At 38.2% G+C, this 20,173-nt stretch carries 18 protein-coding genes; 7 read left to right on the forward strand and 11 right to left on the reverse strand.

Features of this window, described 5'->3' with window-relative positions:
- Position 1: 1 nt before the first annotated feature.
- Positions 2 to 1,219 carry a tetratricopeptide repeat protein gene (locus tag F886_RS16015; RefSeq protein ID WP_005307414.1) on the reverse strand — a complete coding sequence of 406 codons (1,218 nt, stop codon included), beginning with the start codon at positions 1,217 to 1,219 and terminating at the stop codon, positions 2 to 4.
- 265 nt (positions 1,220 to 1,484) lie between these two features.
- Between F886_RS16015 and F886_RS16020 the strand changes: the two genes are divergently transcribed.
- Together F886_RS16020 and F886_RS16025 are read left to right on the forward strand one after the other, a co-directional pair.
- Complete coding sequence (locus F886_RS16020; protein ID WP_005307417.1) at positions 1,485 to 2,186, forward strand: VIT1/CCC1 transporter family protein; 702 nt, start codon at positions 1,485 to 1,487, stop codon at positions 2,184 to 2,186.
- A gap of 117 nt (positions 2,187 to 2,303) precedes the next feature.
- Positions 2,304 to 3,350 (forward strand): NAD(P)H-dependent flavin oxidoreductase, encoded by a 1,047-nt coding sequence (locus F886_RS16025; protein WP_005307419.1) that lies wholly within the window; start codon positions 2,304 to 2,306, stop codon positions 3,348 to 3,350.
- Between the two features lie 37 nt (positions 3,351 to 3,387).
- Here the strand turns inward: F886_RS16025 and dusB are convergent, their stop codons facing one another.
- A complete protein-coding gene (gene dusB, locus F886_RS16030) occupies positions 3,388 to 4,413 on the reverse strand; it encodes a tRNA dihydrouridine synthase DusB (protein WP_005307422.1) in 1,026 nt (341 codons plus the stop codon).
- A gap of 83 nt (positions 4,414 to 4,496) precedes the next feature.
- On the opposite strand from dusB, the gene F886_RS16035 reads away from it, so the two are divergent.
- Both F886_RS16035 and F886_RS16040 read left to right on the forward strand, forming a co-directional pair.
- Entirely contained in the window at positions 4,497 to 5,705 is a 1,209-nt protein-coding gene (locus tag F886_RS16035; protein ID WP_034591365.1) for a DUF1615 domain-containing protein, read from the forward strand.
- Positions 5,672 to 6,328 (forward strand): HAD-IB family hydrolase, encoded by a 657-nt coding sequence (locus F886_RS16040; protein WP_005307428.1) that lies wholly within the window; start codon positions 5,672 to 5,674, stop codon positions 6,326 to 6,328. The genes F886_RS16035 and F886_RS16040 overlap by 34 nt, the downstream gene beginning before the upstream one ends.
- Positions 6,329 to 6,354: 26 nt before the next feature.
- On the opposite strand, the gene proB is transcribed toward F886_RS16040, so the two are convergent.
- The 8 genes from proB to uvrB form a co-directional block, all read right to left on the reverse strand.
- Positions 6,355 to 7,488 carry a glutamate 5-kinase gene (gene proB / locus F886_RS16045; protein WP_004790764.1) on the reverse strand — a complete coding sequence of 378 codons (1,134 nt, stop codon included), beginning with the start codon at positions 7,486 to 7,488 and terminating at the stop codon, positions 6,355 to 6,357.
- A gap of 15 nt (positions 7,489 to 7,503) precedes the next feature.
- On the reverse strand, positions 7,504 to 8,724 hold the full coding sequence (gene cgtA, locus F886_RS16050; RefSeq protein ID WP_004790763.1) for an Obg family GTPase CgtA: 1,221 nt from the start codon (positions 8,722 to 8,724) through the stop codon (positions 7,504 to 7,506).
- Positions 8,725 to 8,906: 182 nt separating this feature from the next.
- Positions 8,907 to 9,581: a hypothetical protein gene (locus F886_RS16055; protein WP_005307432.1), complete on the reverse strand. Its 675-nt coding sequence runs from the start codon at positions 9,579 to 9,581 to the stop codon at positions 8,907 to 8,909.
- 11 nt (positions 9,582 to 9,592) lie between these two features.
- On the reverse strand, positions 9,593 to 10,318 hold the full coding sequence (locus F886_RS16060; protein ID WP_005307436.1) for a hypothetical protein: 726 nt from the start codon (positions 10,316 to 10,318) through the stop codon (positions 9,593 to 9,595).
- Positions 10,319 to 10,467: 149 nt separating this feature from the next.
- Entirely contained in the window at positions 10,468 to 11,925 is a 1,458-nt protein-coding gene (locus F886_RS16065; protein WP_004790760.1) for a glyceraldehyde-3-phosphate dehydrogenase, read from the reverse strand.
- Between the two features lie 216 nt (positions 11,926 to 12,141).
- Positions 12,142 to 13,089, reverse strand: a complete 948-nt coding sequence (rarD, locus tag F886_RS16070) for an EamA family transporter RarD (RefSeq protein WP_081402201.1) — start codon at positions 13,087 to 13,089, stop codon at positions 12,142 to 12,144.
- A gap of 110 nt (positions 13,090 to 13,199) precedes the next feature.
- Positions 13,200 to 13,787, reverse strand: coding sequence for a lipocalin family protein (locus F886_RS16075; RefSeq protein WP_005307444.1), 588 nt, complete (start codon positions 13,785 to 13,787; stop codon positions 13,200 to 13,202).
- 93 nt (positions 13,788 to 13,880) lie between these two features.
- Entirely contained in the window at positions 13,881 to 15,902 is a 2,022-nt protein-coding gene (gene uvrB, locus F886_RS16080) for an excinuclease ABC subunit UvrB (protein ID WP_005307447.1), read from the reverse strand.
- A 180-nt stretch (positions 15,903 to 16,082) separates the two neighbouring features.
- On the opposite strand from uvrB, the gene F886_RS16085 reads away from it, so the two are divergent.
- Both F886_RS16085 and F886_RS16090 read left to right on the forward strand, forming a co-directional pair.
- Positions 16,083 to 16,874 (forward strand): A1S_2505 family phage non-structural protein, encoded by a 792-nt coding sequence (locus F886_RS16085; RefSeq protein WP_004790757.1) that lies wholly within the window; start codon positions 16,083 to 16,085, stop codon positions 16,872 to 16,874.
- Positions 16,875 to 17,049: 175 nt separating this feature from the next.
- Complete coding sequence (locus F886_RS16090) at positions 17,050 to 18,489, forward strand: sensor domain-containing diguanylate cyclase (RefSeq protein ID WP_005307450.1); 1,440 nt, start codon at positions 17,050 to 17,052, stop codon at positions 18,487 to 18,489.
- Between the two features lie 29 nt (positions 18,490 to 18,518).
- Here the strand turns inward: F886_RS16090 and F886_RS16095 are convergent, their stop codons facing one another.
- Positions 18,519 to 18,698: a hypothetical protein gene (locus F886_RS16095; RefSeq protein WP_002118942.1), complete on the reverse strand. Its 180-nt coding sequence runs from the start codon at positions 18,696 to 18,698 to the stop codon at positions 18,519 to 18,521.
- A gap of 208 nt (positions 18,699 to 18,906) precedes the next feature.
- Between F886_RS16095 and F886_RS16100 the strand changes: the two genes are divergently transcribed.
- Positions 18,907 to 20,142, forward strand: coding sequence for a pyridoxal phosphate-dependent aminotransferase (locus F886_RS16100; protein ID WP_002118408.1), 1,236 nt, complete (start codon positions 18,907 to 18,909; stop codon positions 20,140 to 20,142).
- Positions 20,143 to 20,173 lie beyond the last annotated feature (31 nt).

Genomic DNA, 20,173 nt, shown 5'->3' on the forward strand with positions numbered 1-20,173 from the left:
TTTAGAAATCCTTATAAAAGACGAGTTCCACTCGGGTATTGTTGTAATGATCTTTTGTATTTACTGGCACATCTTTAAAGTAATTGCCATATAGTCGTTCAACACGTAGTTTTATTGGTTGATAATTAAAAGGCTGCCATGAAATGCCGGGGCCATATTCAAATAAATTATTGTAATACTCATCTTTACTGTCAGCTAAGCCATGCAATTTCAAATAAGCTTGTACAGTTCCGTTTTCGTCTTTATAGACATTCAAACCCGTACGTAAGCGTAAATCGCCAATAACGTTATAATCTTCTCTAGAATAAGTCGCTGCATTGCCATATAAGTCAGTGAAGTAATCATTAAAGCAAAGTGAATGATTACAATTATTTTGAGAATACCATTCTTGATAACCTGTCACCCCACCGACAACACTTTCACGAAATTTATCTCTATTTCGATCAATCAGATCATAACTTCCCCCCACTTCTAAATACATGCGCACAGGTATAGATGTCCAAGGTTGGTAATTAGCGCCAACACCTAGAGTTACTGCATTTTCGTCAATAATTTCAGGTCGTACCCCGCCCTGAGATTGGGTATCACGGTTTAGGTTTAAAAAGCCATACACTTGTGCTCGACCATTATCAAGATTCTTACCATAGCGAGCTTTAAGTGGAAAAATCACATCGTCGTAACGTGACTCATATGAAGGTGCAAAATACACATCACGGAAATAAGTTTTGACTTCCCCTCCACTTAAATTCTTTACGGCCTGTGTCGCTTTATTGGCAATATCGGCATCTTTAGATTGTGTAAGCTCCTTAAAAACTACCAAAGCTTCTTTATTATTTTTTTGAGAGTTAAGCAGATAGGCTTCTTGGAGTTTTAAATTATCGTCTGCTGGATCTAATGCCTCTGCTTTTCTTAAACTTTGCAAAGCTGCTTCTTGTTTGCCTATTCTAATCTGCAAATAAGTTAAACTTTTCCATACTTTAATATCTTGAGGTGTCATTTCGCCGAGCTCTAATAATAACTTCTCGGCATTTTCAGGTTGAGTTTTCTCAATTTTATAAAATTGGTCCCATTTATCATAAATCGGATTACCTGGTTTATATTCTTGATTCACAATCTCTTGGGCGAATGTAGTCTCCATGCTTAAGAGGCCTAAAGCTGGACAGATCGAACCAATAACGATAAGGGAACGGGTTAGAGATTTTATTGTTTTGTTATTCATTGAGACCTCTAGAGTAAAGTGGATAGAATGTTTGCGTAGAAGTAAGATTAAAATTTAATCAATAAATATTATAATTAAACTTATAAATTACACTATTTGGTAAGTAGGCTAGGTTCCATAAATCGTTCATTTTATCTCCTTTTATATTATGTTTTGAAAAGTAGTTATCTGATTGTTTTTCCTATAATGACACATTTTTTAATCGTATTATTGTAAATAATCTTATAGGATAAGATAAAAATTTATAACTAAAAAAGGTAAAGTCATGTCCTTTTCCCAACATCCAGAACATCATTTTATTCACCGCTCAGGTTGGTTAAGGGCAGCCGTTTTAGGCGCTAATGACGGAATTATTTCTGTTACTAGTCTAATCATGGGAATGGCTGCAAGTGGAGCCACTGCTCATACGCTTCTTATTACCTGTATTGCTGGTTTAATTTCTGGCGCAACCTCTATGGCGGCCGGAGAGTATATTTCTGTAAAATCACAAGAAGATATTGAAAAAGCTGACTTAAAATTTGAAGCACAAGAACTCAAAAAGCATCCGCAACGTGAATTGGATGAGCTCACCCAAATTTATATAGCCAGAGGCTTAGCACCAGATTTAGCTCGACAAGTTGCGACTGAACTTACAAATCATGATGCCTTGGGTGCTCACGCACGTGATGAAATTGGTATTCATGAAAATACAGCAGCAAATCCTGTTCAAGCCGCATTAGCTTCAGCTGGCTCATTTTCATTTGGGGCATTGTTTCCTATGCTCGCTATTTTACTCAGTCCTGATATATGGATCGAAAAAACAGTTCTAATATTTGGCATTATTTCATTAGCTTTTTTAGGGGCACTATCAAGTCATTTCGCAGGTACTTCTAAGTTGAAAGGAAGTTTACGCATTACCTTGTGGGGAATTTTAGCGATGGCTTTTTCAAGCTGGATCGGATCTTTGTTTCATGTTACTCCACTTTAAAAAACCAGAACTTTTAACTATTTAAGAAATAAATATTTAAAAACTAAATGCCCAATATTATTTGCTCTTGGTTCTGATTTCACGTTATGGTGAAGAGAAAGAAATGAGGTGAATAAAATGACCCTGTTACAACAACTTGAAATTAAACATCCGATTTTTCTTGCCCCTATGGCGGGTGTGTCTACCCCTGAACTTGCTGCAGAAGTTTCTAATCAAGGGGGTCTTGGGTCATTAGGGCTCGGAGCAAATACGGCACAAAGTGCTCGAGAACAAATTTTAAAAACCCAAACACTTACAGAAAAATCATTTCAGGTTAATTTTTTCTGCCATCAGCCCGAACAACTTAATCCTCAAACCTCAGCACAATGGATTGAATATTTACGACCACAGTTTGAAAAGTTCGGAGAACAGCCTCCTCAAAACTTAAACTGTATTTATCCAAGTTTTCTTGATAACGATGATTTTCTAAATGTCGTATTAGAAACTAAACCTAAAGCTGTAAGTTTTCATTTTGGCATTCCCCATCCCCATCAAATTCAGGCATTAAAAGATGCCGGAATTATCACTATGGTTTCTGCTACTAATTTAGTTGAAGCACAAGCCATTGAAGCGGCTGGTATTGATATTATTATTGCTCAAGGGATTGAAGCAGGCGGACACCGAGGAATCTTTAATAAGACTTTTGATGCAGCAATTAAAACAAGTGATTTAGTACATCTTATTGTCAAACATTGCAAACGACCTGTGGTAGCCGCTGGTGGTATTATGAACGGTGCACAAGCACGACATATGTTGAGCTTGGGAGCTACAGCTGTTCAACTCGGAACTGCTTTCGTTCAATGTCCATCTTCAAATGCATCTGCCGAGTACCGTAAAGCTTTATTTAATGAGCCTGTGACGCAAATTAGTGCCAGTCTTTCTGGACGTCCGGCCCGTGGATTGCTCAACCATTGGCATACACAAATTGATTTACCTAATCGCCCTCCTCAACCAGAATATCCATATACTTATGATTTGGCTAAGCAACTCAATGCAATTGCAAGCAAAAATAAAGACTATGGCTTCGGTGCTTTTTGGGCGGGTAGTAATGTCTCACAAATACGTGAATTAGCTGCTGCCGATTTAGTTAATCAGTTAGTGGTAGAAATGCTAGAAGATGAGTAAATTTAAAAAAGCCAGTAAACATTTACTGGCTTTTTCTTTAATGAGTTTCTAATAAGTTAACCTGTTCAACTTGCACATCACTCATCAAATTGCCTTCAGCTAATAACTGATTAAAATAGTTTTCGACCACTAATGCTTGTTCAGCAGTACTTTCAACTTTATACATATTTTGGCGAAATTCGTTACTTGAGCGTAATCCTTTTGTGTACCAAGCAATATGTTTACGGGCAATACGACATCCAGAATATTCACCATAAAATTGATAAAGTTCTGATAAATGCCCAAGTAGCACATGCTGCACCTCTTCAATATTAGGTGCAGCTAAGTGCTCTCCAGTTTTTAAATAATGAGCAATTTCACGGAAAATCCATGGTCGACCTTGAGCAGCACGACCAATCATGATTGCATCAGCACCTGTATAATCGAGCACATATTTTGCCTTTTCAGGACTATCAATATCACCGTTTGCAATAAGTGGAATATTGATTAACTCTTTGACATGTTTGATCAAATCATAACGTGCTGTATTTAAATACATGTCTTCACGGGTGCGACCATGTAAAGCCAATGCAGCAATTCCCGCTTCTTCTGCTCTTTTTGCGACTCTTAAAATATTTTCTTGACCATTTAAAAAGCCCAAACGGGTTTTTAATGTCACAGGAACCTCAACAGCAGTAACCACTGCATCAAGAATTCGTGCCACTAAATCTTCATCTTGTAATAATGCTGAACCAGCAAGTTTGTTACATACTTTTTTGGCAGGACATCCCATATTGATATCAACAATTTGTGCGCCATTTGCCACTTGATAACGTGCAGCTTCTGCTAATTGCTCAGGATCAGAACCTGCAATTTGAGCAGAAATTGGAGCGAGTTCACCATCAAAATTTGCACGGTAGAGGCTCTTTTTGCTCATCCGCAAAGTCTTATCGGCAGTCATCATTTCACTGACTGCATGGCCTGCGCCAAAATACTTGCAGAGCGTTCTAAATGGACGGTCAGTGACCCCAGCCATAGGAGCAACGATTAAATTATTTGACAGTTGATAGGGACCAATATACATATATATTCATACAATTGATGATCAACATAGTATACTTCATCCGCTTAATCGGCTCATCTTTTTATGCAGGTGCTTTCCTCGCCATGAACAAACCGTTGTCTTCCCGTTTTTTATTAAAATCATTCGGTATGGTTGCCGTGTGCATGAGTTTAGCTGCTTGTGGTGATAAAGCTTGGTGGTCAAATAATGATGAGCCTGAATTAGAAAGCCAGCAAATTAAAAAGTTAATTCCATCGCGTGTGCATGATCGTGAATCATGGGCTAAAGATATTGACGACATTATGAAAGACTTGGATATTCCTAAAACCAAGAAAAATGTCTGTAGTATTGTAGCTGTAGTAGATCAAGAATCTAACTTTGTTGCCAACCCTCAAGTACCGGGATTAGGCCAAAAAGCAGTTGAAGAAGTTAGCACACGTTTAAATGAAAAGTTTGAAGATAAGCTTGGCAAAACCATTGGTGGAACAATTGCCGGTTATTTTGAAGAAGTGCTAAGAACTCAGCCTTCTCCCGATAACAACTATATGAGCCAAATGCGTAAGGTTAAAACCGAGAAAGACCTCGATTTACTTTACCGAGAAATTTTCGATTTTATGGCTAAGCATTACCATGTGAGTGCATTAACAGGTGCGGCCAAATTAGTTGGACAAGATATTGGTGAGAAAATGAACCCTATTACGACTTTGGGTTCTATGCAAGTTCATATTAACTATGCGAAAGCTAATAAACGCTCAAGCATGAATACTGCTGCACTTCGTGATGACTTATATACTGAATATGGCGGTTTATATTATGGTATTCATCGTTTAATGGTTTATCCAGCAAACTATGATAAAGCCATTTATCGATTTGCAGACTATAACTCAGGTATGTATTCTAGCCGTAATGCTGCTTTTCAAAGCATGTTAAATGACCTAACAGATACTGAAATCAGTCTTGATGGAGATCTGCTTCTTTACACAAAAGATGGTGATCCACGCCCGACTCAAAGCCAGTCAGAAAAAGAACTGATTACTGTATTTGCAAAAAATAATGTATTGGTTACCCCACGACAAATTCGTGATGATCTTAAATTAGAAAAAGAGAAAAAGTTTGAAAGTACTCAAACCTATATTGCTCTGACGAAACTTTATAAAGCAAAGACAGGTAAAGAACCTATCTATGCAATGATGCCACAAGTGGTCATTTCTGGGCCAAAATTAAGTCGTGACTATAATACCAACTGGTATGCAACCCGCGTAAACGGACGATATGAATCATGTATGCAACGAGCGAAACGCATAAGACTATAAAAAGTCTCGCCCTGTTCGATTTTGATGGAACCTTGTGTAGTAAAGATAGTTTTACAGGGTTCATCTTTTATGCTTTGTCTAAGCGCCATATTGTTAAACAAGGTTTGAAAATCCTGCCATGGATTCAAGCCTACTATCTTAACTTTTATCCAGCCCATGCTATGCGTGCCAAGTTATTTCGTAGCATGTTCAAAAATACCCCTGCAATTGAGCTGCAAAGATTAGGTGAAGAATATGCCCAAGAGTTAGTCTCTTCGCTTTCACCTGAACTTTTCGCACAGTTACAACATCATCAGTTACGTGGTGATCGAGTGGTACTGGTTTCCGCTTCAATTGATGTCTACCTTGCCCCACTTTGCAAACTACTGAATATCGAATTAATTTGTACTGAAACTCAAATTAAAAACGGCATGATGACAGGTTACTACTCCACCCCAGATTGTAGTAGTGAACAAAAGAAGTTAAGAATACATCAGCAATATACGCTCCAGCATTACCATCAAGTTTATGCGTATGGTAATAGCTCAGAAGACCTAGATATGCTCAGTCTCGCGACACATCCCTATATGGTGGGTGAAGACCGTGTACTACCTAATTTAACACCAGAAAAAAAGCTCGCATAAAGCGAGCTTTTTTATTTAGACATAACTTAATAAATTGCCATATGATCACGATGAATCATTTCAAGTGAACGAGCTTCACCTAACACTTGATAAACCTTATCTGAGGCTAAGCCTTTAATAATTTCAGCAGATCGTGAACTGAAATTCACTCGACCCACTGCAATACGTTTACCTTGTTTATCTACACATTCAACCACATCACCACGATCAAAATGTCCTTCAACAGTTTTAACCCCAACTGGGAGCAAACTGCGATGTTTTAATTTAATCGCTTCAACAGCACCATCATCAATTACAAGACGGCCTGCCGTTTGTAAATGAGCAGCGAGCCATTGTTGATGAGCAGTCATACGGTCTTTATCTGTAGTAAACAGCGTACCTAGCATTTCACCTGCCATGGCACGTGACAAGACATTATCACTTTCACCACTCGCAATGAGCGTTGGACAGCCCGACTTAGCAGCTAAACGTGCGGCACGAACCTTAGTCACCATACCACCTCTGCCGAGCACACCACCACCGCCAGCCATTTCGAATAAAACATCATCCATGGCACGAACAGTAGATAGTAATTTCGCATCGGGGTTGTGACGCGGATCTGAGTCAAACATACCCTGCTGATCAGTTAAAATGATCAACAATTCTGCATGAACCTGACCTGCAACCATCGCGGCTAAAGTATCGTTATCACCAAAGCGAATCTCGTCGGTAGATACCGTGTCATTTTCATTAATAACCGGAATCACACGCCAATCAATCAAGTTTTGCAAAGCATCACATGAATTTAAATAACGACGGCGGTCCGCTAGATCATCATGAGTGAGTAAAACCTGAGCAGTACGAATGCCATGTTCTTCAAGCACACTAGACCAAGTATGAATTAAACCCATCTGCCCAATCGCAGCACAGGCTTGTAGACTGGGTAGATCGGTGGGTCGACTTGCAAGCTTCATACGAACCATACCTTCAGCCACAGCTCCAGAAGACACTAAAATAATTTCGTGTCCGGCATTGTGTAGATCTGCAATCTGTTTCGCCCAATGCGAAATAGCATTCAAATCTAAACCTTGCCCATTGGCTGTGAGTAAAGATGATCCGATTTTAACAACGATTCGTTTACACTCACTGAGCTGACGTTGCCCATCGACCACTTCTATCATGTTTTCCTCGGTTTTTTAGTCACGAACGTAGATGCTTTCTACATCATTGTCGTCTTCATCATCGTCAAAATCATCGTCATCGCCCAACATGCCTTCAAGACGTTGTGCTCGACGCATAGCGCGATATGCTTCTTTTGCCGCAATGGTTTGTTCACGTGTTTCAACTTCTAGTTGTTCACGGAAAGCTCTTACTTCTGCTGCATATTCAGGATCTTCAACTTCGCGTTCACGTTGTTGTTCAATCTGATCCATGAGGTAATACACAACGTCTTTTGTACCTTCACTTAATAGACCTGATGTCTTAAAGACAGGCCCAGTCCACTCTAGTTCATCTAGAATATGCTGACACCACTCTTCACGACTTTCTTCAGCAATCTGATCAAGTTTATTCAGCACTAAAACAATCGGAAGTTTAGCCAAAGTAGGAGAAAACTTAGCTAACTCATTCATAATTGCTTTTGCATTATGCGCAGGATCCGAACCGTCAATTGGTTGCACATCAATAATGTGTAAAAGTATACGCGTACGTGCCAAATGTTTAAGGAAACGAATTCCCAAACCAGCACCTTCCGCTGCACCTTCAATCAAACCAGGAATATCGGCCATTACAAATGAACGATGACGGTCAGCATCTACAACGCCAAGGTTTGGAACCATGGTTGTAAATGGATAATCTGCTACTTTTGGTTTTGCAGCACTTACAGCACGAATAAAGGTTGATTTACCAGCATTTGGCATACCCAATAAACCAACATCTGCCAATACTTTTAATTCAAGACGAATTTCACGAAATTCACCTTTGATGCCTGTCGTACATTTACGCGGAGCACGGTTAGTTGACGATTTAAAGTGGGTATTCCCCAAACCACCGTCACCACCACCTGCAACCAGAATTCTTTGGCCATCTTCAACCAAATCGCCAATAATATCGCCTGAATCTGTATCAACAATTGTTGTACCAACGGGTACTTTTAAAACCACATCTTCACCACCACGTCCGGTACAGTTAGCGCCTGCACCATTCTTTCCGCGCTCAGCACGGAACTTACGTGTGTAACGGTAATCGACTAGCGTACTTGTATCATCATCAGCTTGAATATAGATACTTCCACCACGTCCGCCATCACCACCATCTGGGCCACCAAATGGTACAAATTTTTCACGGCGAAAACTGGCTACGCCATTGCCACCGTCGCCAGCCTCTACGGTAATGACTGCTTCATCAACAAAGCGCATCTGCCAATCCTCTAAAAACTCTAAAACCGCCTATTCTGCCATATTTTCATAAAATTCTCGAATAGAAAATGGGACAATTCCCATTTATAACGATCTGTTTTTATCTTTAAGTCATCAAAAGCAATTTAGATTTACAAATGCGGGCTTTACCCAACATAAAATGCAAAATGACTATTTAATTTTTAAGGATGCACATTGCGAAGCGGTAAGGTCATTTGCATATCAAGATTTGCTTTTGTTTTTGGAACCGAATTATACATGATGGCATTAAATGAAGAGACATTCCCCATTTCCATAGGGTCATTCACTTGTAGACTTGGGTTAAACCGATGCTTAACCGATAAATTTACTGGCTCATCAAATTCAAAATAAACAGGACCATCAAAAACAATTTTAACTGGAATGGTATAACTACGTTTTAAATTAAAAGGAACATCCAGCTTGATGGGAATATCGAGTTTAAGTGGAAATTTTGGCAAAAATTTACTTTGATAGACGAGGTCTGTCGTAGTTTCAAGAGGCATAACCTGATCAATTTTTAAAGTTGTCGAATAGTCAACGCTCACTGTAATTGGCGTCTCTACAGCAAAACTTAAATCTGCCAGATATTTCCCTTTTAAAGGTAAAGTTAGTTGGCGGTCTATATCTAATGTTGTATCAAGTTTACCAATAGATTGAACCTGTAAAGTATTGCCAACCTGAATCTTTGTTTCTAAAGAGTCAGGCAAACTAATATCGGCATTATGAGCCGAAACAACTAAATTAGCTTGAATATTGAGATATACCCAAAACATAACAGCAGCAAGGATCATCATTAAGAAAAAACTGATCAACATACTCTTGAGTGAACGAAACATTACTATTCACCCTATTGCTCAGTTGTTGTCTGCGATGTTTCTGAACCCACTACCCGATTTAATCGCATAGTGGACAGAGGAATTTTTAACTCACCATTTGCAATCTTCACAGGCAATGTGTTTTTCACATCGACCGAAGCATTTAGTGCTGTTTTAACAGGGACATTCAAATTACCCTCAATTGGAATATTAGTATCCAATCTTGCTTTTAGAGGAATATGTAAATTTTCTTTTAATACGGTCCGTACAGGCGCATCAAATTTCAAATGAACCTTTTGCTCAAGCGGAACATTAATATCAATCGGAACATCAAGTTTTAATGGAATTGTTCCTTTTAATGGTAACGTAATATCACGTCCCAAAACCCTCACCTGAACCTTCGTATCGATTGGTAAATTCTGCTCAACTTTTAATGTTTCTTTGACAGGAATTGTAGTGCTAATCGGCACCATATTATCGAAGTAAACACGTGGAGTTAATGTCTGTGTTAATGGAATATTCAGTTTCTCATCAATTGGAATACTGGCATTTACCCGCCCTTTTACATCCACGTTTAAAGCATCTTGTACTTTAACCTTAACTTGTAGAGGTTCTTGCAAGTCAATAGCAACTGCTTGATTCTTCAAAGGAATGTAAATATTAAAATGCTTAAACACCCATATTGCAATGAGTACACCACATAAATTGGCAATAATGATGAATATAAAAACGACCAACAAACGTTTAAACTGCGACAATTCCTATCCCTTACTATTTTCTTTTTTTCCTTAATTCCTATTCTCATTTATTTACAAAAAATAGTCAGCATATATTTTGTACGGTTGTAAAAAAACCCAGCCTAAACTGGGTCTTTTTGTGAAAATCTTTTATAGATCGTTAAATGATCTTAAGCATTCAATTCTGCTGGAATTTTTTTGTAGCTTACGCCGCACATTTGTTCAGCGATACGTAATACCTGACAGCTATAACCAACTTCGTTATCGTACCAAACATAAGCAGTTAAACGGTTACCAGAAGTAATCGTTGCTTGAGCATCATATACACCAGCAGTACGAGAACCGATAAAGTCACTCGATACAACTTCAGTCGAGTTGGTATAACCAATTTGACCTTGAAGACTAGAGTTAATCGAAATTTGACGAATGTATTCGTTCACTTCTTCACGATCAACTTCTTTATCAAGCGTCAAGTTCAAGATAGCAAGAGATACGTTTGGCGTAGGAACACGTACAGAGTTACCAGTTAACTTACCTTTCAATGCAGGTAATGCTTTAGCAACAGCTTTAGCAGCACCAGTTTCAGTAATAACCATGTTCAATGTAGCTGCACGACCACGACGATCTGCTTTATGGTAGTTATCAATTAAGTTCTGGTCATTTGTAAATGAGTGAACAGTTTCAACGTGACCGTTAAGAACTTTATATTTGTCATCCAATACTTTAAGAATTGGAGTAATTGCATTTGTTGTACAACTTGCAGCAGAGATGATTTTGTCTTCATCTAAGATGTCTGTGTTGTTTACACCAAATACAACGTTTTTCATTTCGCCTTTACTTGGTGCAGTCAATACAACACGTGCAACGCCTGGGCATTTCAAGTGTTGGCTTAGACCTTCAGCATCACGCCATTTACCAGTGTTATCGATTAAAAGCGCGTTTTGAATACCGTATTCAGTATAGTCAACTTCACTTGGGCTTGATGCATAAATCACTTTAATGAAGTTACCATTCGCAATGATTGCTTCGTTTTCTTCATCAACAGCGATTGTACCAGCGAAAGTGCCATGAATAGAGTCACGACGAAGTAAAGAAGCACGTTTTGCTAAATCGCCATCAGAAGATTTACGCACAACAATTGCTTTAAGGCTTAAGCCACGACCTAAACCTGATTGGCTAATGATTAAACGAGCTAAGATACGGCCAATACGACCAAAACCATAAAGAACTACATCTTTAGGTTGTTCAGAAGTTGCACTACCTTTAATTGACTCAACTGCTTGAGCAACAAAAGCGTCAACATCACCGCCTTTTTCTTTATATTCAACTGCAAGTTTACCGATATCAACTTCTGCAGAACCAATGTTTTCAACTTTTGCTAAAGCTTCTAAAATTGGAAATGTATTTACAACAGAAAGCTCAACATCTACAACACGTGTACGACGGTGAGTTTTCAAGATTTGAATAACAGAACGGTTAATTAAAGAGCGACCGTAAACAGATACGACAATATTTTTTTCACGGTATAATTGACCGATTACGGCAATCATACGTTCCGCGATTTCTTCACGGTTTTTCCAACGGCCTTGGTGTTCAGCATGCAGGGCGATGATAGTGTCTTTGCTCACAGATACGTCCTCTAATTAATTATATCTAGGCGTGATTTTTTAAACCCCGTAATTGTAATGGAATTATCGACAAGAATGAATCAAAAGCTGACGTTAGTGGCTAGATTTTCCTAAAATTCATCATAAATTCATAAAATACCTATAATTATTTTTTATTATCTTATTGTTTAAAGCAGCTAAATTTTTGCTTTTTCTTACTTTTTAGATTCTGATGCTCTAATCGTGAGCATCATTTTTTAATCTTTTTTGATATTTTGCGACGTTTAGCTGCAAATTTTTGGCTTTTTGACGTTGCTGATAAAGGTGAACCGCACCTTCTAAAACGAGTACAAATACTGCACACCAGATCGGAATATAAGTAAACCATTCTTCTTGGCCAATGCTCTCCCCTAAAACTAGAGAAGCTAAAGCAAGCAAAACTGGTTCCAAATACCCTAAAAGTCCAAACACAACTAAGGGTAAAAAGCGACTTGCCAGAATATAACTTCCTAAACCAATAGCACTTAAAATTCCAAGCCCAATAATGATCAAAGCAAGGCTCGGTTGATCTATAAATTTACTATAAGGGAGTAAACCTGTATGGGTTAAATAAATCGCAATCGGCAAAATAATGACTAAGTCCCACCAAAAGCCGCCTAAATTGTCTGTTTTAATTTTTTTACGCAATAAAAAGTAGGCAGAATAACCAACCGCAACTAATGCAGTTTCCCAAGCAATACTTCCTAAACGCCAGATTTCATGGCCCACGCCAATGACAGCAAGAATAATTGCGACCCATTGAAATTTTGATATTTTTTCGCCATATAGCACACTTCCAGCCAATACTAAAACAAGTGGCAACAGAAAATATCCTAAAGATACTTGTAGACCCCGCCCATGCATAGGTCCCCATAAAAACAGCCAAAGTTGGACTGAAGTTAAAACGGAGGTTGTGATTAACAACAATAATAAAGATGGCTTAGCCAAAATACGCTGGTAGATATTTTTGATATACGCTAAATCGCCACTCCACCACATAAACAAAGTTAGAAATGGGATTGTTGCAATAATCCGCCATCCGAAAGTTTGTTCACTATCAAGCTGGCCTAACAATTGAGTATAAAAATAAAGTACACCAAAAGTGACAGATGCCATGACAGACAAGCTCACGCCCTTAAACATCACCACCCTCTTAGACTTTAGTAAAAACAGCTCACCACAATACTTGATTTATCCACTATAAAAAAGAAAAAACCATGTGAAAACATGGTTTTTTCTTAATCAGACATTTACATTTATTCTTTATGTTCTGTACGGATAATATCGCGAATATCAAAACCCAATGTTTTTGCATAATTTAGATATTCATCCACCACTTCTTGTTCAGGATGAGGAGTTCTTGATAATACCCAAAGATATTTACGAGAAGGTTCTCCTACTAAAACAGTTTGATAGTCTTCATCTATTTTTAAAATCCAGTAATCTCCGCGAATAACTGGAATCCATCGCACAGCTTCCGGTAAGAAACTCACCTTCAATTTGCTGTTATATGGCGGGTTAACCACGAAGGCTTCACCAATAGATTGCTGTAATTGTTTTCTATTATCATAGCAACGATTATCTACAACCACATTTCCATTTTCATTTAAGGTGTAAGTTGCAGATACGTTATAAGCACATTTTTTTTGGAAAAATGCAGGCTTACGGGCGACTTCATACCAAACACCTAAATATCGGTCCAGTTCAACTTTATAAACAGTTTGCAAGGGTTTCGGCTGAGCATAGACATAGGTTCCAACAGCTAAACCAGCCAAAACGACACCGCCTAACGCAATTTTAGCCAAACGCCAACTGGCTTGCGGAACATTATTTCGAAATGCCATTGTTGCCCTCAACGATTAGTTGTGAATACAAAAGAACTCAAATATCTACAGTAGCTTGTTTTTTAAACACATTATGTAGCGTTATGTATTCATTTATTGCAACATCTGCGCTTTTAATCGAAGAATTTCATCACGTATCCGCGCTGCTTGCTCGAACTGTAAATCTTTCGAGGCCTTTAACATGTCTTTTTCAAGCTTAGTAATATGTTTACTAAACAATTTAGGGTCTGAAAGAATATGTCTTTCATCGGCACTCAATGCTTGTGCTTGTTCAAGTACTTTTTCATCAATCTCGTCGTCTGAAAGTACCTCACCCGAGTCAATTTCTTTGACAGCCTGACGAACCGCACTCCGTGGCGTAATACCATGCAACTCATTAAATTCAATTTGCTTGGCTCTACGACGATCAGTTTCATCTATTGCTTTTTGCATAGAGTCAGTAATTCGGTCAGCATATAAAATTGCTTTACCTTTTACATTACGCGCAGCACGACCAATTGTCTGAATAAGTGAACGTTCCGAACGTAAAAAGCCCTCTTTATCTGCATCTAAAATGGCAACCAAAGAAACTTCTGGCATATCCAGACCTTCACGTAACAGGTTGATACCAACTAAAACATCGAATACGCCTGTACGTAATTCATGAATAATTTTGACACGTTCAACCGTATCAATATCTGAGTGGAGATAAGCCACCTTAACACCATATTCTTTTAAGTAAGAAGTTAGGTCTTCTGCCATACGCTTTGTTAAAGTCGTAATTAATACCCTTTCATTCAAAGTCTTACGAATATTAATTTCAGAAAGAACATCATCCACTTGGGTTAAGACAGGACGAATCTCAATTTCAGGGTCGATGAGACCTGTTGGACGTACCACCTGTTCAACGATTTGGTCTGACTTTTCTAATTCATATTTAGCAGGTGTTGCACTTACAAAAATGGTGGTCGGTACAATACGTTCCCACTCTTCAAATTTCATAGGACGGTTATCAAGCGCACTTGGTAAACGGAAGCCATAGTTTACTAAGTTTTCTTTACGCGATCGGTCACCTTTATACATCGCTCCAATTTGTGGAACGGTAACGTGTGATTCATCAATAATCAGCAAAGCATCTTCTGGAATATAGTCGAATAAAGTCGGCGGAGCTTCACCAGATGGTCGGCCAGACAAATGACGTGAATAGTTTTCGATACCATTGGTATAACCCAACTGCTGCATCATTTCTAGATCGTAACGTGTCCGTTGCTCAATACGCTGTGCTTCGAGCAATTTGTCATGTTCACGGAAGAATTTAAGTTGATCTTGTAATTCATCCTTAATTGTATCGATAGCACGGGTTAAATGATCTTTTGGTGTTACATAGTGGCTTTTCGGATAGATCGTTACTCGAGAAACTTTACGAACCATTTTACCTGTTAGCGGGTCAAACCAACGGATTGAGTCGACCTCATCATCAAATAGTTCAATGCGAATAGCATGTTGATCAGATTCTGCTGGGAAAATATCAATAATTTCACCGCGAATTCGATATGTACCACGTAAAAATTCAAGTTCATTACGCGTATATTGCATTTCAACCAAACGACGGATGATTTCATCACGGCTTACTCGGTCACCCTCGACCACATGCAGCAACATTTGCATATAAGCATTTGGGTCGCCCAAACCATAAATTGCAGACACCGATGCCACAATAATTGCATCACGGCGTTCTAATAAAGCTCGTGTTGCAGATAATCGCATCTGGTCAATGTGATCATTAATGGCTGCATCTTTTTCGATGAACGTATCCGAAGATGGAACGTAAGCCTCTGGCTGGTAGTAATCGTAATAGCTTACAAAATATTCAACCGCATTATTAGGGAAGAAAGACTTAAACTCACCATAAAGTTGGGCTGCCAAAGTTTTGTTATGGGCCATCACAATTGTAGGGCGCTGTGTTTGAGCGATCACATTTGCCATGGTATAGGTCTTACCTGAGCCAGTTACCCCTAGCAATAACTGATTACGAAAACCATGCTCGATACCATTGACCAGCTTTTCAATTGCCTGTGGCTGATCACCTGCTGGCTGATAATGAGTGACCAAATCAAAAGGTTGATTTTCGTTCAAAGTTATCTCTCTTTATGAAAAAATTGAATTTAACGTCTCCCCTTTTAATGGGGATTTTTATCTTAATTTAAAGTGCAAATTGAGTTGGAAATTCAATGTAAAAGATTAAGCATCTTAACACTTGACCAATACTATAATCAGTTGCAACATGAAGCTATCCATTAAATAAAAAGCATAACCATGACCTATCAATATCATGATGAAAGTATTGTAACCGAACTTCCAGAAGATACAGTTTTTGTATTTGGTAGTAACCTTGCTGGACAGCATGGTAGCGGCGCAGCACGCGTTGCCAGTCAACACTTCGGAGCAGTTGAAGGTGTGGGGCGCGGCTGGGCTGGTCAAAGCTTTGCAATTCCAACTTTAAATGAACATATCCAACAAATGCCTCTTTCCCAAATTGAGCACTACGTTGAAGATTTTAAGATATATGCAAAAAATCATCCTAAAATGAAATATTTTGTCACTGCTTTAGGTTGTGGCATTGCAGGTTATAAAGTCTCTGAAATTGCACCACTCTTTAAAGATATTGATCACAACGTTATCTTTCCAGAATCTTTTAAACCCTATGTTGAAGATAATGCAGTTTCACAATTTCCAACATTAACTCAAAAGATGGTAAAAAGTTTCATTAATGATGAAGTAATTTTTTACTTTAATCATGGAAGTGAATCTTTTGAAGAAGCCTTAGATAAAACAGATTTATCAGCTGCTGAAAAAGCGATTGCTCTTATTGTTTTAAATGAAGAGCTCTACCCTCGGGATCGTTATGGCCGAGGCCGCGATCATGAGCTTAGTGATATTTTAGGTAAGCTCAATGGTAAAATTTTTGACCTGCACGGCAACTCTGAGGGTGCCATGATTTTTGTGAGCGCAGTCGTTGCACTCATGGAACTTTATGATTTTGACGAGCAAGACTTTATCAAATTATGGCGTGGTGAAAAGAATATTGACCACCCTATTAATCGTTAATTTCTCTAATAAACTTATGAGCTAAGCAGATAATATCTGCTTTCTCATTATTTTATTTTTACTTACATTTAATTTTCTTATTTTTAATTATTCTAATAAATTTAAGTCCTTTATATTCCCAAATCTTAATTTTTCTCATTATACTTTAAGGCGAACTGAATACTTAAAGAAACATATGGAAACTTTAGATTCTTCAATTTTTGACCTTAGCCCAATTCCAATGTGGATTGAGGATTTCAGTGAAGTTAAACAACAATTTGATCTATGGAGAAATCAAGGTATTGAAAACCTCCATGAATTTTTAAGCCAAAATAAAAATTTAATTATTGAATGTGCCCATAAAATTAAAATTGTTCGTGTGAATCAAAAAACCTTAGAACTTTTTGAAGCAAAAACTCACGAAGAGCTATATTCGAGTTTAAATCTCATTTTTAAAAAAGAGATGTTTGAATCACATATTAATGAATTGGAGGAACTATGGAATGGTAAAACCCATTTTTCAAGCACGACTGTAAATTACACTTTATCGGGCAAACGTATTGATGTTCAGTTAAGAGGATCAATTTTACCCGGTTCTGAATCGACTTTTGAACGTGTATTAATTACCACCGAAGACGTAACGCCTTATCAAAATGCGCTTCGTGAAGAAGAAAAAAATCGTCGCTTGGCTGAATCCATGTTTATCTACTCACCCACGTCTCTTTGGGTCGAAGATTTCAGCCGTATAAAAAATAGAATTGATCAACTTAGGCTATTGGGAATTGAAGATTTTAGAACTTTTCTAGATGTTCATCCTGAATTTGTCCGTCAGTGTGTAGAAGATATTCTGATTCTAGATGTCAATCAGGCAACTCTCGATTTATTTAAGGCTCCTGATAAATCCACACTTTTCAGAAATACACATAAGGTTTTTGCTGAAGAGATGATTGAAACCTTTCGGGAACAACTCATCGAATTATGGCAAGGTAATATTCATCATAAACGTGAAGCCATTAACTACGCTTTAGATGGCCAAATAAGAAATGTCTTGCTTCAATTTACCGTTTTTCCCGGATACGAAGAGACTTGGGGACTAGTACAGGTTGCACTTACCGATATTACCGCGCGAAAAAAAGCGGAAAACTACCTTGAATATTTAGGACAACATGATGTTCTTACCAAACTATATAACCGCGCTTTTTTTACAGAAGAACTGAATCGTTTAAACCGAAGCATTATTCGCCCTGTTTCTTCAATTTTCTTAGATATGAATGGATTAAAAGAAACCAATGATCAGTTTGGTCATGATATTGGGGATGGTTTATTGCGTCGCGTTGGAAATATTTTAAGTCAGGCCATTTTAAATACGCACTATACGGCTTCTAGAATAGGTGGCGATGAATTCGTAATTTTAATGCCGGGGGCAGATGAGGCGAATGTTCTTATTATGCTTCAAACCATTCAGGAGCTTTTTAATATCGACAATCAATATTATTCAAGTCACCCAATTAGCATCGCAATTGGACATGCAACCACTCAAACAAATGAACAAATTGAGGACATGTTAAAGCGAGCGGACCATCACATGTATCAAAAGAAAAAAAGTTATTATCAGGAAATTTTACTCAATCAATAAAAAACAGGCATATTGCCTGTTTTTCAAAATTAACGTTTTCCCATAGAACGACGCGTACCACGTGGAGGCATCCATGTTCTATCTGCGTATTGCTCTGGTTTCGGACGCACTTGGTTGTGTACCGCGTCGTCGGCTTGATTGCTTTCATTCGGCATTGGGAATGGCAATTTCACCAAAGCCTTTTTCTGTTTTGGCTGTTGCTCAGTCATGATTCATTCTCGAAATTTCGATTGCGACTTATTATAAATGATTTTTATCACTTCTTTCCAAAAAAGCTTCAATTGAATAAAACAGCGACAAGATCTTTCTTAAATCAAACTTTTTTACATCTAAAAATACCCACATCCGCAAATTACTTAATTTTTGCGATAAGATAGTATGCTTTTTATTTTTTAATCCCATAAGAGGAATATTGCCGTGGACGTACGTCTTTCTGATCGTGTCAATGCTATCAAACCGTCCCCTACACTTGCTGTAACCAACAAAGCTGCTGAACTTAAAGCTGCTGGCAAGAACGTGATTGGTTTAGGTGCTGGCGAACCAGACTTTGATACCCCGCAACACATCAAAGATGCTGCAATTGAAGCGATTAATAATGGTTTCACCAAATATACGGCTGTAGATGGTACTCCTGGATTAAAAAAAGCAATTATTGCTAAATTTAAGCGTGATAATAATCTTGATTATCAAGCAAATCAGATTTTGGTTTCATGTGGTGGTAAGCAAAGCTTCTTTAACTTGGCACTTGCTCTATTAAACAAAGGCGATGAAGTTATCATTCCAGCACCTTTCTGGGTAAGCTATCCAGATATGGTCATTATTGCTGAAGGTACTCCAGTCATTGTGAAATGTGGCGAAGACCAACGTTTCAAAATCACTCCTGAACAATTAGAAGCTGCTATTACACCTAACACTCGTTTAGTTGTATTAAACAGCCCATCTAACCCAACTGGTATGATTTATAGCAAAGCTGAATTAGAAGCTTTAGCTGAAGTTCTACGTCGCCACCCACAAGTATTTGTTGCATCTGATGATATGTATGAACCAATTCGTTGGGAAGATGAGTTCTACAACATCGCAACTGTTGCTCCAGATTTATATGACCGCACGATTGTTTTAAATGGTGTTTCTAAAGCATATGCAATGACTGGTTGGCGTATTGGCTATGCAGCCGGTCCAGCAAAAATCATTGGTGCAATGAAAAAGATCCAATCACAGTCAACTTCTAACCCAACTTCTATTTCGCAAGTTGCTGCTGAAGCTGCATTGAATGGTCCACAAGACGTTTTACAACCGATGATTGAAGCGTTTAAACGCCGTCATGACTTAGTTGTAAACGGCTTAAATGACATCAAAGGTATCTCTTGCTTACCTGCTGATGGCGCTTTCTATGCCTATGCAAACATTCGTCCTCTTATTCGTGCAAAAGGCTTAAAATCTTGCACAGAGTTCTCTGAATGGTTATTAGAAGAAACTGGCGTAGCAGTAGTACCTGGTGATGCATTTGGTTTAGGCGGTTTTATGCGTATTTCATATGCAACAGCTGACGAAGTACTTGTTGATGCGTTAGCACGTATCAAAAAAGCTGCTGACTCAATTGAAGGTGTAGATGCTGCTATCGCTTCAATCGAAGCTGAAAAAGCTGCGAAATAATCTGTAAAAATTAAAAGGGCCTCAAAATTGA

The organism is Acinetobacter sp. NIPH 542 (genome assembly GCF_000369825.1).
In the GTDB taxonomy this organism is placed as follows: domain Bacteria; phylum Pseudomonadota; class Gammaproteobacteria; order Pseudomonadales; family Moraxellaceae; genus Acinetobacter; species Acinetobacter oleivorans.